Raw genomic sequence first — 14,789 nt, forward strand, 5'->3', positions numbered from 1 at the left:
CAGCTTTCAAGTGCTCATCAATTGTTTAATCTGGAGAAGTCGTAACCGAGCTGGATTATCGCGTCGTTCCAATAACTTCTCTTCGTACCCGGGAGAATGATCTTCGAGACTCCTCCCCCGATCAGCTTATCGATGAGACTATCGTCAAGATCCTGATTGGAGGCGAACGTGGAACTTTTGAGATCGTATTTTGAAAGATCCAGTTCGTTCAACTCTTTGAAGCTGAGCCCGCCCTTCAGAAGGAGACTCTCTCCATCTCTGAAAACGGAGACGTTATTGGCGCGGTTAACGCGAGAGCAGAAAAGCGCGAGTTTCTCGTCAAGCGGAAGGTCGAGAGCCGGCATTTTGAAGGACTCCTCCTTGACGAAGTAATTCCCGAAACCGGAATAAGCTTCCTTCGACAGAGAGACGGCCTCTCTCTCCGGTATGGTGAGTATCATCACGTCGTTTTTTCTCGCGGTCCTTATGGCGTCCCGATCGAAGACTCCTCCGAAGGCCTCCACGCCGCGTTCGCGAAGGGCGATCATCAGCTCGTCACTTATCGCGTAGGTCGAGGCGAACATAGTGTCGGGTCCACCGAAGTCTAGCTCGCCGGGCACCATCGCGGACGATACCTTCGTGATCTTACCCTTGTCCAGAAAGACCGATATATTGTCTGTGTAGTAATAGAGCTCCATGAAGACGTTTATGTTTCTCAATTGCGACTTCTTCAATCCGACCGAAGGGTTGCCGATCTGGACCTCGTCGAGCAGCCCCGGCTCGATGGAAAGTTTCAGAAGATTGGCCTTCTGTGAAGGGTTGTCCCCATAAAGCAGAGGCATTATATACTCCATTATCGTATAGTCGTACTTCTCGGAGGCGAATATCTGCGAAAGCGCCTTATGAATCGAAGATACGTAAAGCATCACCGAATAAATAGCCTTGAGCGCGTATCTGCGTCTCTTCAAAAGCAAAACGTCACCGCAGAACTCGAGGCTCTCTATTATCTCGTCATAATCACCATGATCGGAGATCGCCACCACGTCCCTGTGGTTCTTCGCAGCCGCCATAAGCAAGGCCGGACCACTGACATCGATCTCTTTGGTAAGGTTCGACTCCTCGGGCGATTCTTCGACGGCGAGATCGAAGGGTTTCAGGTTAACCACGACCATATCGAAGGGAAGAATCCCGTTGCTCTCCATCTCTCTCTGGTGTATCTTCGAATCCTGTATCGCCAGGACTCCGCCGATCACTTTAGGATGCAAAGACTTCAATCTACCGTCGAAAATAGGCGGGAAGCCTGTGTAATCACCAACTTTGGACACTTTAATCCCGAAAGAATCCAGGTACTCCGCCGTGTGATCTGTCGCGACTATCTCCACACCATTCTTTGCCAGATACCGGCCGAGCTTCTCTATGTCAGTCTTGTCATAAACGCTTATGAATGCGCGCTTTATGTTCACTCATTGACACCTCCATCAAAATTTTCCAGATGAGACAAGTCTACATCATTTTTCCCGCAAAACTTTCATGTTCGCTTATTTCGGTGTTAGCCTAATACTACTATACTGAAGTATCTTATACCCAACGGGCCGGGTATATAAGGGGGGAACTATGACTGTTGAGAAATTGATTCAGGAGGTAAAATCGGGAGAAATCAAATTCGTAAGGCTTCAGATAACCGATATAAACGGTATGCTGAAGAATGTGGAAGTCCCATCGAAAATGCTCCCGCAGATTCTGGAAAAGGGCGCGATGTTCGACGGCTCATCGATTGACGGATTCGTCCGGATCGAAGAGTCGGACATGTACCTCAAACCCGACGTAAACACTTACGCAACGCTGCCCTGGGACGGAAACCAGGGAAAGACCATAAGATTGATCTGCGACGTCTTCAAGCCCGACGGGTCGCCCTTCGAAGGCGATCCCAGGTACGTTCTCAAAAAGGTAATCGAAAGGGCTTCGAAACTCGGCTATGAGGCCTTCGCCGGTCCCGAGCCCGAGTTTTTCATCATCAAAAGAGAAAAAGATTGTGTCGGATCCAACGGCAGATTTCTGGACATGGGGAGTTACTTCGATCTCCTTCCGGTCGATGGCGGAGAGGAAGTGAGGAAAAAGATAGTTCTCTCCCTGCAGGAGATGGGCTTCGAAGTCGAGGCCGCCCACCACGAAGTGGCGCCCTCCCAGCACGAGATCGATTTCAGATACACCGATATACTGAAGACGGCCGACAACATACAGACTTTCAAATGGGTAGTGAAGACGATATCAATAGTCAACGGCCTGCACGCGACCTTCATGCCCAAACCCTTTGAGGGTGTAGCCGGCTCGGGGATGCACGTTCACCTCAGCCTTTTCTCGAAAGGAAAAAACGCCTTCCACGACCCCGAAAACGAACACGGGTTGAGCGAGGTGGCCCTGAACTTCATCGGTGGAATAATAGCACACGCAAAAGAGATCACCGCGATCACCAACCCGACAATCAACAGCTATAAGCGACTTCTCCCAGGCTTTGAGGCGCCCGTAAACATATCCTGGGCCCTCGGAAACAGGAGCGCGATGATCAGAATACCCAGCGCCAGAGAAGAGGCCACAAGGCTAGAGTTCAGGAGCCCCGACCCAACCTGCAACCCCTATCTGGCCCTGGCGTTGACTCTGGCGGCCGGTCTGGACGGAATAGAGAACCATATCACACCTCCCAACCCGGTCGATGAAAACATATTCGACATGAAAGGCTCCAGAAAGAAACAGCTCATGATAGACAACCTTCCCCAGAACCTCTGGCAAGCTCTCGAATACACAAGAGCCAGCGAATTCGTGAAAGATGTTCTCGGCCAGCACATCTTGAGCACCTTCATAAGGGCCAAAGAGAGCGACTGGAACGAATTCGGCGCTGCCGTAACCAACTGGGAAGTGAAAAAATACATGGACCTTTACTGAGGTTGGCCCTTCAGAAAAAATACTGATCGGCCACACAGATTCTCTAGTAGAAAAGATGCCGGCCAATTGCCGGCATCTTTTAATTGCTTTTCGGGCAATATATGTTGCTGCGCTCTCTCAATGGCCGCAGCTGGAACAGCTCCCGCCAGAGCAGGAGCCACAGCTCTCCGATCCGCCGGAACAGCCGTAGCTGGATATATTGGTTATCTGTTTCACCAGCGTCCCACCACAACTGCTACACGCAGGAACCGGCGCGCTCATTTTCAGCAAGAGACTTTCCTCTCTTCCACATTTATTACAGACGAATCTGTACAACGGCAAAGAAAACACCTCCAGATCTATTCGGAAGCGACATCCATCTCCGATACCACAACGGAGGGAGAACTCACCCTGAAGATAGAGGGCATCGCATCGCTTCCGATGGCTACGATACTATTATAGACCTTCAAAATGCTGGAGGAAATAGTGAACTGCTCGACGGGATTGACGATCGAGCCGTTCTTCACGTAAAAGCCGCTCGCACCTAACGAGAACTCACCGGATATGGGGTTGGCTCCCGAATGGAGGCCCGTGAGCTCGGTCACCACTATTCCTTCGTCCATTTCACTGACCAGTGTGTTGAAACTCTTTTCCCCGGGTTGAATGACGGTATTTATCATGGAGATCGAGGGTTTCGCCCTATAGCTCGACTTGATAGCGTTGCCTGTGGATTTGGTTCCGGCTTTGGCAGCCGTCTTAAGATCGTAAAGGAAGGTCTTCAGAACGCCATTCTCAACCAGCGTCTTCTTCACCGTCGGCACGCCTTCGTCGTCGAAAGGCCGGCTGTTCGGACTGATCGGCAGGAGAGGATCGTCGTAAACGGTGAGCAGTTCCGAAGCGATCTTCGTCCCCTCTTTGCCGGCTATTATGGAGAGTCCTTTTTGAACGTTCTCGGCCGAATACATGCTCGTGAAAGTCGCGAAGAGCTGGCCGAACATATCGTTCCTGAAAAGCACCCTGTATTTGCCACTTTTGACCCTCCCGGCTCCGAGCTGGTCTATCGCCCTTTTCGAGGCCTCTTTGCCCAGCGCCGAAACATCTATATCTCCAGGCTCTCTGGCGATTTTGAAGGTGAAGCCGGTTTTTTTCGAATCACCCTCGCCGGCGAGAGCAACGACGACAGCGACCCCGCCATCGGACGAGTAATGCCTGTCTAGCCCCAGCGTATTGACGATAAAAACCTCCGACCGGCTGTCTCCCAGCCGGCACGTGGGCACCATGATAATCCTTTTGTCGTACTCGAGAGCGCTTCGCTCCAGCGCGATCACCCTTTCTATCTTCTCAACGACCGGCTGCGCGGAAAAGGCGCCGCTGAAGCCTTCAAACTGCGGATACTCTCCGGAACCGTCGTGGAGAAAGTAAACGTCGTTGCCGCTCGCTATCGAGTAATTCTCGAAGGCCTCGTCCACCAACATGGAGGCGGTCTCATCGGTCAGTTCCTCGGCGAAGGACGCGCCGATCTTCCCGGACTTCAGACCCCTGAAATAGACTCCCAGAGAGGTGGCGTCGTTATAGCTGTCTATCTCGCCTCTCAGAGAGCTGAGCTGGAATTCGCTTCCACTGGAGTAGTAGATTTCGGCCTCGTCGAAACCCTTCTTTTTGGCCAGCGCAAATACCGTATCCTTGAATTTCTTCCACTCCATCAGCTTCGCCCCCCAACGATCAATTCAGATACCCTTAGCGTCGGCTGCCCGACATCGGCCGGAATAGAGCCCGAGATCGAGCCGCACATCCCCTGACCCCTGGCCAGATCGTTTCCCACCATATCGATCTTCATGAGCACCTCGTTACCCTTTCCGATAAGAGTAGCGCCGCGAACGGGTTTGGTTATCCTGCCCTTCTCGATCAGGTAACCTTCGTTCACAGCGAAGTTGAACTCGCCCGTTGCCGGCATCACCGAACCGCCGCCCATGGATTTGGCGTATAGTCCGTAATCCGTTGCGGCGATTATCTCCTCCGGGTAATGGTCGCCCGGCAATATGAAAGTGTTGCTCATCCTTGAAGTCGGAGCGAAAGTGTAGTTCTGCCTTCGAGAGCTTCCAGTGGGTCCCATTTTCATCTTCAGGCCGCCCAGCCTATCGATCATGTAACTCCTGAGAACGCCCTTCTCGATCAGGAGGTTTCTCCTGGTGGGCGTTCCCTCGTCATCAACATTGGCCGAACCCCAGGCGTTGGGAATCGTCGGGTCATCGACGGCCGAGACGCATTCACACGCTATCTTCTCTCCGAGTTTCCCCGCGAATACGGAGGCTCCCTTGGCGACGCTGGTGGCTTCCAGTGCGTGGCCACAGGCTTCGTGGAAAATAACGCCACCGAACTCATTGGAGATTATCACAGGCATCTTGCCTGCCGGAGCGTATTCTGCCCGGATCATACGATCGGCTATTCGCGCCGCCCTCTCTCCGGCCGCACGGGGATCTATCCTGTTGAAAAGCTCGAAACCCTGCGCCGCACCCGGACCGTAGAAACCGACTTCCTTATCCCCGTTCACGCTTGCCACGGCAGAAACCATGAGCCTCGTTCTTACACGGCTGTCGCTGGCCTTGACGCCTTCGGAATTGTATATCCAGACGTTCTGGGAGTAATCGAAGTAATTCACGACGACTTGAGATATTCTGTCAGAAAAACCCGACGCCCCCTCGTGCGCCAGTCGCATAACCGCTGCCTTGTCTTTCTTGGAGATGATCTGCGGAGCGAAGAGAACCGGGCAGATGTCTTTGTATTCGCCGGCCCTGAAATCGAGAACCAGATCCCTTTCTATCTCCTGTCCCACCACCGACTTCAACCTGCCGGCCACATCCATTAGTCCCTCGAAACTCACGTCGTTGGTGTAGGCATAAATGCTCCTGGTACCTTTGAAAGCCCTCAATCCAGCTCCGAGAAGCTTTCCCGAGCTGCTGTCCTCGATCTCTCCCTGAATCATACTGATGTTGTTAGTGTATCTCTCCTCTACGAACACCTCGGCGAAATCGGCTCCGCCAGAGAGAATACGGTTTATTATCTTCGAATAGGCTTCGTCTGAAAGCATTCAGCACCTCCTTTTGTTTGTTATTCTTACTATTCTACAACATTAAAGCGGCTCAACGGAGAACAAAAGAAGATACTATTTCTCGATATTGAAAAACCGGCTTTCGGCTTTTCCCCTCGACCCGCACCTGCCTCCAATAGCCCGGTCCACAATCATGGCAGAGGGGCCATGTAATTGTGTTTGGCTATCGCCACGTGCCACAGTGGGACATCACACTCGTCGCCATCCAGGACCACCTCCCAGCTCTGCCCGCCGTTGACCGTTCGCAGTATCTTGCCGAACTGCGGGTATCCGGCAGAACCTCCCGCTATGAGTGCGTGATTTCTGTCCAGCGCGGCTATCCCGAGTAAAAAAGAGTTACTCATTCCGGCCGGTGGCTGCTCCTCCCAGCTTATGCCGCTGTCTCTGGTGAATATTATCGTGTCGAAGTCGCAGGCCGCCCAGTAAGTCCTCTCATCGAGCATCACCAGAGAGTTGAGATCCTTCCAGAAGAGTGGCCCGCCCGCAACCCATTGTTTCCCACCGTTGGCGGTCACCGCGTAGTGTCCCTTTCCGCCGAAAATTATCACGTGGTTTTCATCGGTCGCCTTCACTCCTATCCAGCCGTTTTCGTTGTAGTCATTCGGAAGAACTATCCTGTCCCAGGTAAGACCGCTGTCTTCGGTGCGCAGAACGATGCCGTTCTCGGCGCCCGCGGATTTGTTTCCCACGGCGTAGACGAGATTGTGATTTATCGCGTGTATTCCCTGAAGAAGATACTCCTGAGAGCCTTCGGGCAGATCGGCAACGGTCCAGCCTTTTCCTCCGTCTTTCGAAAACACTACCAGTCCCTTGTCCCCGCTAAGCCAGATATCACTATCGAATATCGAAATGTGCGCGAAATCGACAGCTTTCAATTCATCCGGCAAATCGACGACTTTCCAGTTTTTTCCACCATTCGTCGTCTTGATCAACAGGCCTCCGCTTCCGACGGCCCAGACCTCGTACATACTCACAGCGTACACGTCCGACAGGTAATCCCCTTCGGGGAGAACATCCGTACCCTGGCGGCTCCAGCTCCCGCCTGAATCGTCCGAATACAGTATCATAGCCTTGCCGTCCTTAGCAGCGTCCCCGACGACCCATGCGGAATAGCCGTACAGCTTTTCGAGCGGTATGCAACCGCTGTTCAAAAGAGCAATAACTAGAGCGAAAACTACCCCTATCACGCATAGCTTCTTCATTGAAAACCCTCCCTTTGCGACGAATTTCCCACGGAGAAATTCTACTCTATAGAAGAGCGGAAAGAGATGTCCTTGGAGAGAGCGAAAGAGCGGTTCCGGCGCGTTGCGCCCAAGTTCCTCGTTCTTAGTTAAGGAGCGCGAGAAGAGCGAAAAGAGCCGTCCTTGGTCCTTCGTCCAGGAGCGTGGACCCGTCCTTGGAAAGAACGAGAAGAGCGAGAGAACGAGATCTCGTATAGGAGCATTACGGGATGACAGTCACTTCCGTCATGCCGGATCTGATCCGGCATCTCCGCTCCTTCGAAAGAGCAAGAACGAGATCCCGTATAGGAACATTACGGGATGACAGGATGGGGGCGGTTAACGGAATGACAGCCCCTTTGGGTCATCCTGACGTGCTCCTAGTCAGGATCCCGGTCTTTCCTCCTTCCCGTCATTCTGAGCTTGACTCAGAATCTGCTCTTTGTTCTAAGGAGGGGATCCCGGGTCGGAGCCCGGGATGACAGTCACTTCCGTCATGCCGGACCTGATCCGGCATCTCCGCTCCTCGAAAGAGTGAGAGCGAGATCCCGTATAGGAACATTACGGGATGACAGGATGGGGGCGGTTAACGGAATGACAGCCCCTTCACGTCATCCTGGCGTGCTCCCAGCCAGGATCCCGTTCTTTGCGAAAAACGGGACAGACGTCAGGATCCCGTCAGTCCCGGTTTTTCGCGGTCTTTCCTCCTTCCCGTCATTCTGAGCTTGACTCAGAATCTGCTCTTTATTCTAAGGAGGGGATCCCGGGTCGGAGCCCGGGATGACAGTCACTTCCGTCATGCCGGACCCGATCCGGCATCTCCGTTCCTTCTCGTGAGCGAAGCGAACTCTCAATGCTCTTTGGCTCTTACCAAGAACTAACAACTCACCACGAACAACCGACAACCATGCCTGGAGGAAGAAAGCAAACGACTGTACACGGTTCTATTTATTTAAAATAACTACTGCTATAATTTATTCGAAGGGACGTATGGCATGAATTTGCTAATCCAAGCTATACGGAGCTTGGTCGGCGATTTCGGCCGGAGGCGAATAGATGAAAAGAAAAAAGGGAATAATACTCGGCATCACCCTGATGATGTTTCTCGTGATAGCCATTCTGGGAACCTCTATAATGGCCATTGTCATGAGCAAAGCCAAACAGGCCAACGATCTTGAAAAGCGCACGCAGGCTTACTTCTTCGCAAGATCCGGCGTCGAGATCGCCAGGCAATACTCTTCCATGGCTGATTTGGCAGACAAGATACACGTTCTATACGGTAACCTTCCGGGGGCAAACGAAAACGCCGACTTTTCCTACTCAATACAGGACAACACGGGCGAATGGAAAACCGGTATTCGCGAAAAACTGGAAGCCTTCAGAAAACAAAACGGTCTGGCCGACAAAGAGATCGTAGTGGCCGTCTGGAAAGAAGGTCAGACAACGAAAATCCTCTCGCTGGGCACGGCAGCCGATGCCACGAGAGTGGTTTCTTTCGAAGGAACCAGCGCAACTTCCGCCGAACAGGTAATAAACATGGCCCTTTATTCATCGAGTCTGATATCCATAGGTAGTTCTGCCGGTTATTCAATTATCGGGACAGTTGGAACAGGAGATAGTAAAATCACTGGTGATATCAATAAAATCACAGGCGGTGTAGTCTATAATCTTGATATCGAATATGAACTTCCACAATTCCCGCCATTTCCAAACCTGACCAGCAGAGGGTCGTTTGTTTTTGAGAATAAAGAGAATCAAAAAACGATCAGTACTGACGGTTATTACTCGAGTTTGACAGTAGGGAATGGTAAAACTCTTTACATTGACACAGGAGGCAAAGACACGGTAAGAAAAATAGTGGTAGACACTCTGGCTTTGAGCAGTGGGAGTATAGTGCTTACTGGAGAGGGAGAACTCGAGTTGTATGTTAGAGATTTAAAAGAGAAGAATAGTTCCGCTATATCTGGAAAGATCAACGAAGGCGGCAGTCCCGGAAGAGTGACGCTGTACGCTTCGGTCGATTCTTTAGATTTGACATCACTAGATATGGCCGGAACCGTTTATATCGAAAACCCTACCGGAGAGGTCAATATTGGATCTGGAAATGAAGGTACAGTAATCCAAGGTCTAATAATAGTGGGCGGTGTAGACGACCCCGAAAACAATAAAGACATAATTAAAACTGCTGGTAATGCTAGTAGTGGTTACATAGAAGAACCTTTACAGACTGTTTTGTATGCGCCGCACCGTATTGTAGAGATGAAAGGAGATTCATCTTTCTACGGTGCGATAGTTGCCAAGGAGCTCACTACTTCCGGTGGTGGAAGTTCCGGAGGAATCGTATACATGATCGATGGCCTCGGCGACACTCTCGACCCGATCGTGGAAGTCAACTCCAGCGAACTGTGGGGCGAGTGAGGATGATGATTCGTCGTTTGAGTCAGGCACATGCCCTTCCCGGTCGAGGTGGAGGCTTCTCGTTCGTGGAGGTCCTCATAGCCCTGCTCATAATTATCATCTCGGTGGTGGCGCTGCTCAATTTCCTGACCGCGTCTTTGAGGGTGAACGACACCTCCTCCAAAATCGCGGGAGATCTACTCGTCAGCTCCGGAGAGCTTGAAACCGGGGATATTGAAGGAGTTACCGCGACGATCACCGTGAACGGCGTCAGCATCTCCGGCAAGTTGCGAGAATCGCCCTACGGCTCAAGCAAGAAACTCGTAGAGTTCGTGAGGTCTTCCGGTGATTGAACGCAAAGGAAAGCCCGGCCTGACCCTTATGGAAGTCCTGATAGCCATGGCGATAATAGTGGCAGTTCTCATAATCTCTTTCAACATCTACAACCTCTGGTGGAAGGCTTATACCATGGCCTCAAATAAGGCCGTTATCGAGAGAGGTTTGACCTCGGCGATCGAGATAATTATCAAAGAGCTGAGAGTGGCAAAGAGCGTGGCCCTCGTCGGAGATTTCGATTCGCTCTCCCCGACTCCGTCTTCAACGAACCTGTTCATCGGGCTGGATCAGAACGAGAAAAGGGTGAAGATCTGGTCGGGAAACAAGAACAACATTTCCAATCTGATCGATGAAGACATCGATTTACTGGCCTTCAGCGTCGATAGCGTCGACAAAGATCTGCTGAACATAAGGATTGGAAACACCGAAAAGAGCGTCGAGCTGTCTTCCAGCGTCAAGATACTCAACAAAAAACTCGATGAATCTTACACGGAGACCTCGATCGTCGGTTTCGAAAAGTCAGTGAAACTCTTCGAGTAAACACCTCTTCTTGTGATCCATTGTTATGAAACTGCCGGGGGATTCTTAACCGGAGAATCCATCGGGCATCTTCTCGCGAATGCCCCTTACGCTTAGCCTGATTATCTCTTCCGACCGTTGGGGGTATTTCTTGAGCAGTTCATCGGTGGTTCCGGCTTCGAAGCAGGAGCCGGTGAATCCCGGCGCCATCGTGCAGCCGAAAAGCGAGTAACGTCCGCCCGGAACCATATAACCGGCCTGCCAGACTCCGGCCGGAACGACGAATTGAACGAGCTGTCCTTTGACGAAGTCGTTTCCCATCGTTATATCTTCGCTCGAGCCGTCGGGATAAAGTAGAACCAGTTTCAAGGGATCGCCTCCGTAGAAATGCCACACCTCATCGGCAGTTAAACGGTGGAACAGCGAAAGGCTCTCCGGACTGTCCGAATAAAGACCGATCATAGCCGTCGAGAGCGGCCCGCCCTCGAGGGTTTTAACACCGGAGCGATAGGTGCTGACATACAGAGTGCTCTCGACCGGCAAACGCTGGAACTGGTAATGCTCTATTATCGCTTTCGTATCCGGGTGAATCTCCTTCGCTTTTCTATCCTGTGATCGAGCCCTATCTTCCTTCATCTAGCCTCCTCGAACGCATCTGTTTTAACTCATCTGGGGTTCAGCTCTACCTTCGTCCATCTGCCTTTTACGGCGCTTTCATAAATGGCCGAGCAGACGGCGGTGTTTCTGTAACCATCTTCGAAAGTGGGGTATGAAGCTTTAACGGAGGGCCGGCCTCTTTCGATATCGGTATAGACCTCCCTGAAGCATTCCTTGAAAGTGTCGACAAAACCTCCGCAGAAAGCGTCGGAACTGGTGAGAACACCGCCGGATTTACGGCTTCTGTTGAGCTCGCAGGGGCTTTCCGAATCCCACCATACCGATTCGTTCCGTCCGGTTACCTCTATCTCCAGCCTGTTTCCCCTTCCGTGAGAAACCTCCGACAGTATAACGTTCCCGATAGCCCCGCTGTCGAACTTCAAAAGGATCGCCGCGGCATCTTCGGAATTGACTGTTATCCTCTCCGAACCCTCTCTGTATTCGGGGTACATATCGTCCCCCGAGAGATATCTTTGCCTGGTGAACACGCCAAAATCGGCCGATACTTCGGTCACTTCAAGGCCGGTAAGGTATCTGGCGAGATCGATCCAGTGGGAACCGATTTCGGTGACTGCGCGCATATGTCCGGCCAGTTCGGGTTTATAGCGCCAGGAATAACGATCCGGAAGGGCATGGAATTCCTGGAGATATGCACCGTGAATCAAACAGACGCCACCAAACTCGCTTGCGGCCACGAGCTTTCTGGCTTCATGGCACTTCCCGTGGAACCTTACGTTGAAATTGACGGCCGCGACCAGCCCCTTTTCCTTCGAGAGAGCCAGAAGTTTTTCGGCTTCCGCTGTATCCAGACAGAGAGGCTTCTCGCATATAACGTGCTTCCCCGATTCCATAGCCCGTTTCGCCATCACATAATGAAGGGCCGGAGGCGTGCAGATGTGTACACAGTCGATATCTTCTTGCAGCGCGATTTCGAAATCGACTCCATGACGTTCTATTTTCCACTTCTCCGCGAAGGCCGATGATCGTGATAGGTTCGATCCGACCACCGCGGCCACCTCGAATCCGAGCTCTCTTAGCGCGCGGGTGTGGATCTCCGCCGCGAATCCCGTTCCTACAATTGCCGCACGTATCTTTTCCATATCTCCCCCGAAAAATGTATTAAGCTCTCTCATACACGTCAAGCGTAACCGATTGATATTCGCCGTTCATCTCTATTTTGCCACACAATTGGAAAAGTTGACACGGCAAGAGGCCAGTAACGTGCGAAGGCCGGCCTCTTTTCCAGGAAAGTTTGTTGGTGGGTTGTACATGACAGAACTATGCTTGCGATATCAGTCGATTCCATTCGCCCACGAAGCGATACTCTCCCAGTTGCGGAAATCGCCGATCTCGGCCCCGTTTTTTTTGATTATCATTTTTTCGAAGGGATTCATCTTGCCGCTCTCTATTCTTCCTCCGAAGCAAGTTATTTCAACGGGTTTTACTTGCTCTATCACCGGTCTCAGAGATTCCGGAAAGCGCCAGTCACCCAGCAGCTCCAGCGGATCTCCCGCGCCGGTAGGACCGCTAAGAAAGATCCGCAGGGGCATCTTTGCAAGCTCGTCCGCAAAGGTTTTAAGGAACTTGACGGCCTCCCTCCTCCACAGCCCTATATAAACGGCCGTTCCGAGTATCGCTGTTTTGTACGGCGAGAGATCGGCGACTTTCCGGGTAGGCAGCACATCCACCTGCATCTGTCTTTTCCTGAGGACCTCTCCGATCTTTTCGGCGATCTCCGCGGTCGATCCACGCTTGGTGGCATAAGCTACCAAAACTCTCTCTTTCATGAGGCAAGCCTCCCGTTCGTTTCAGCGTCGCGGATCATTCCCGATAGAAAAGCAAGAATCATGAGTATAAACCCCCCTGCCAGCGATGAAAGCATAACCAGAGTGATCGTGTCCGGGTTTTTTACGAACGGGACGAGTCCGAAGACAGCGATTTCCAGCGCAAATAGAATTGCAACGGAAGAGGCCACCAAAAAAATCAGCCAAAAACGGGCCGATTTTTTTCGAAGGCCACCGGTCTTTTCGTTCTTTGAAGGCTTCAAACGCTTGTGAATGAAAGTCGAGAAGACCCATATAATTGAGAAGAACACCACCTGCCCGATTCCCCCGCCAACCAGGAACAGCAAAACAAAGAGCAGCAGCAACACAGTCGGACCGTTCCTTCTGTGAAGGAAACCGACCGACCAGACTATAATGGCTATTCCCACGGCCATGGAAGCGATCCCAGTGATCAGGAAATTGGGAATAACTGTGAAGGCCGGCTCGTTGCCGTATTCCCACATCTTGTCGGCCTCCCCGATCGCGTGGATCACCAATCCGTTCGTCGGGGTGAACCCCTGCAACGCCTCGAAGAAACCGTGGCCTATACCGCCAACACCGAAGATTATCGCCATAGTCGCTACGACAACCAGTATTGTGCGATTGACAATCTTCGAACCTGTCTTTGAAATACCCGCTTGTTTCATTCCTTTGCCTCCTTATCATATCTGGCCAGAACCAGATCTACCATTTGATTTATCTTTCGCCTTCGCTGCTTCTCATCGAAAAAGTCCGCGCCGAGATACTTACCGTAAAGATCGGGATCGACGACTATATGATGAAACGGAAGCATCAGCTGGAGGGCGATCACGTTCAGATCGGGAAGAGTGTAACCCTTGAAGATCTCCTGCAAAAGCGGTAAAACCATCTGACAGGAGTTCCTGCAGCCCTCTTTCAACTCGCCGGCTATGGCAATCCTGCTCACGTTGTAAAATTTGAAAGCCGCATCGGCAGTGGTAAGTAATATCTCTCTCAACCTGGTTTCCGGATCGTTTTCGATTGCATCGCTTCGCCGCAGCTGTCCGATGATCTCTCCCATCATCGTTCCCACGACCTGACCTATGAGATTTTCCTTCGACTGGAAATGGTAGTTGACCAGCGAAGGATTCACCCCGGCCCTATCTCCTATTTGCCTAGTAGTGAGTCTGTTTGCGTCTTTTCCCTCTTTAATCAATTCGAGCGTGGCTTTGAAGATTCTTTCTCTGGTGTTGATTTCTTCGGCTGTCAATCGGTTCGCCTCCCCTGTATTTGAACATAATTAAAATACATTTTGAACGTGTTCAAATATATTATATTCATCCATATAGGTTTGTCAAGGGGGCTGGTTTTATCGAAACTGAAGGAGCCACAGATTTTGTTGAAAACCAGAACATATTTTGCTTCAAGATTGGCCTTGATAAGCAATCAATGGCCTTACTTAGTGCGGCCGGCTCTTTTTGGGACGACTATTTTTTTCTGCTTATGCTGCTTCTATTGAGTCATGGTCTCAGTTCAGCACAATGCAGCTGGAAAAACCGACAGTGTTACAAAGTCGTTTGACTTACACCGTATGAATCTCTTTTCTCACCCAACATCAATGTCCGACGCTGTGAATTATTGGCCCAGCTTTCGCCTTCCGGGTGCGCCTCCATACAGCGATCAAATAGATTTAAAGTCTCGCCTTTCGATTTCGGCGAGCTCTTCTTTTTAATTTCCATTCCGGGGGACAAGTTGTCTTTCGTGCTTTCAATTGCTTTGAAAACTCATTCCGTTGATCATCTTTCATAAGCTTACCCCCATTTGAAGTTCAGTTTCAGTACACCGCACGGTCGGCCCGATCGTCTTTATTGT

The 14,789-nt window shown here is 51.3% G+C and carries 14 protein-coding genes; 4 read left to right on the forward strand and 10 right to left on the reverse strand.

The features are described from left to right. Positions 1–17 precede the first annotated feature (17 nt). Positions 18–1,442: a phosphoribosylaminoimidazolecarboxamide formyltransferase gene (locus tag MESINF_RS02985; protein WP_169698469.1), complete on the reverse strand. Its 1,425-nt coding sequence runs from the start codon at positions 1,440–1,442 to the stop codon at positions 18–20. 151 nt (positions 1,443–1,593) lie between these two features. Here MESINF_RS02985 and glnA point away from each other — a divergent pair, with 151 nt between their 5' ends. Beyond that, the gene (gene glnA / locus MESINF_RS02990) at positions 1,594–2,919 is read left to right on the forward strand and encodes a type I glutamate--ammonia ligase (RefSeq protein WP_169698470.1); all 1,326 of its coding nucleotides are present in this window, start codon (positions 1,594–1,596) and stop codon (positions 2,917–2,919) included. A 117-nt stretch (positions 2,920–3,036) separates the two neighbouring features. Here the strand turns inward: glnA and MESINF_RS02995 are convergent, their stop codons facing one another. The 4 genes from MESINF_RS02995 to MESINF_RS03010 form a co-directional block, all read right to left on the reverse strand. Then, a complete protein-coding gene (locus tag MESINF_RS02995; protein ID WP_169698471.1) occupies positions 3,037–3,240 on the reverse strand; it encodes an FmdB family zinc ribbon protein in 204 nt (67 codons plus the stop codon). A gap of 17 nt (positions 3,241–3,257) precedes the next feature. After that, positions 3,258–4,601 carry a TldD/PmbA family protein gene (locus MESINF_RS03000; RefSeq protein ID WP_169698472.1) on the reverse strand — a complete coding sequence of 448 codons (1,344 nt, stop codon included), beginning with the start codon at positions 4,599–4,601 and terminating at the stop codon, positions 3,258–3,260. Continuing rightward, positions 4,601–5,986: a TldD/PmbA family protein gene (locus MESINF_RS03005; RefSeq protein ID WP_169698473.1), complete on the reverse strand. Its 1,386-nt coding sequence runs from the start codon at positions 5,984–5,986 to the stop codon at positions 4,601–4,603. Before MESINF_RS03005 ends, MESINF_RS03000 begins: the two co-directional genes overlap by 1 nt. 152 nt (positions 5,987–6,138) lie before the next feature. Next, the gene (locus MESINF_RS03010; protein ID WP_169698474.1) at positions 6,139–7,209 is read right to left on the reverse strand and encodes a WD40/YVTN/BNR-like repeat-containing protein; all 1,071 of its coding nucleotides are present in this window, start codon (positions 7,207–7,209) and stop codon (positions 6,139–6,141) included. A gap of 1,074 nt (positions 7,210–8,283) precedes the next feature. Between MESINF_RS03010 and MESINF_RS03015 the strand changes: the two genes are divergently transcribed. The 3 genes from MESINF_RS03015 to MESINF_RS03025 are packed head-to-tail and all read left to right on the forward strand — an operon-like array spanning position 8,284 to position 10,500. Further along, positions 8,284–9,645, forward strand: a complete 1,362-nt coding sequence (locus MESINF_RS03015) for a hypothetical protein (RefSeq protein WP_169698475.1) — start codon at positions 8,284–8,286, stop codon at positions 9,643–9,645. Positions 9,646–9,647: 2 nt separating this feature from the next. Next, entirely contained in the window at positions 9,648–9,977 is a 330-nt protein-coding gene (locus MESINF_RS03020; RefSeq protein ID WP_169698476.1) for a hypothetical protein, read from the forward strand. Further along, positions 9,970–10,500 carry a PilW family protein gene (locus tag MESINF_RS03025; protein ID WP_169698477.1) on the forward strand — a complete coding sequence of 177 codons (531 nt, stop codon included), beginning with the start codon at positions 9,970–9,972 and terminating at the stop codon, positions 10,498–10,500. The genes MESINF_RS03020 and MESINF_RS03025 overlap by 8 nt, the downstream gene beginning before the upstream one ends. A 45-nt stretch (positions 10,501–10,545) precedes the next feature. Here the strand turns inward: MESINF_RS03025 and MESINF_RS03030 are convergent, their stop codons facing one another. The 5 genes from MESINF_RS03030 to MESINF_RS03050 form a co-directional block, all read right to left on the reverse strand. Beyond that, positions 10,546–11,115 (reverse strand): cupin domain-containing protein, encoded by a 570-nt coding sequence (locus MESINF_RS03030; protein WP_169698478.1) that lies wholly within the window; start codon positions 11,113–11,115, stop codon positions 10,546–10,548. Between the two features lie 29 nt (positions 11,116–11,144). Next, positions 11,145–12,236, reverse strand: a complete 1,092-nt coding sequence (locus MESINF_RS03035) for a Gfo/Idh/MocA family protein (RefSeq protein ID WP_169698479.1) — start codon at positions 12,234–12,236, stop codon at positions 11,145–11,147. Between the two features lie 192 nt (positions 12,237–12,428). Beyond that, positions 12,429–12,923, reverse strand: a complete 495-nt coding sequence (locus tag MESINF_RS03040) for a flavodoxin domain-containing protein (RefSeq protein ID WP_169698480.1) — start codon at positions 12,921–12,923, stop codon at positions 12,429–12,431. Continuing rightward, positions 12,920–13,606 carry a hypothetical protein gene (locus MESINF_RS03045; RefSeq protein WP_169698481.1) on the reverse strand — a complete coding sequence of 229 codons (687 nt, stop codon included), beginning with the start codon at positions 13,604–13,606 and terminating at the stop codon, positions 12,920–12,922. Before MESINF_RS03045 ends, MESINF_RS03040 begins: the two co-directional genes overlap by 4 nt. After that, a complete protein-coding gene (locus tag MESINF_RS03050; RefSeq protein ID WP_169698482.1) occupies positions 13,603–14,187 on the reverse strand; it encodes a TetR/AcrR family transcriptional regulator in 585 nt (194 codons plus the stop codon). The genes MESINF_RS03045 and MESINF_RS03050 overlap by 4 nt, the downstream gene beginning before the upstream one ends. Positions 14,188–14,789 lie beyond the last annotated feature (602 nt).

The organism is Mesotoga infera, assembly GCF_900157305.1.
In the GTDB taxonomy this organism is placed as follows: domain Bacteria; phylum Thermotogota; class Thermotogae; order Petrotogales; family Kosmotogaceae; genus Mesotoga; species Mesotoga infera.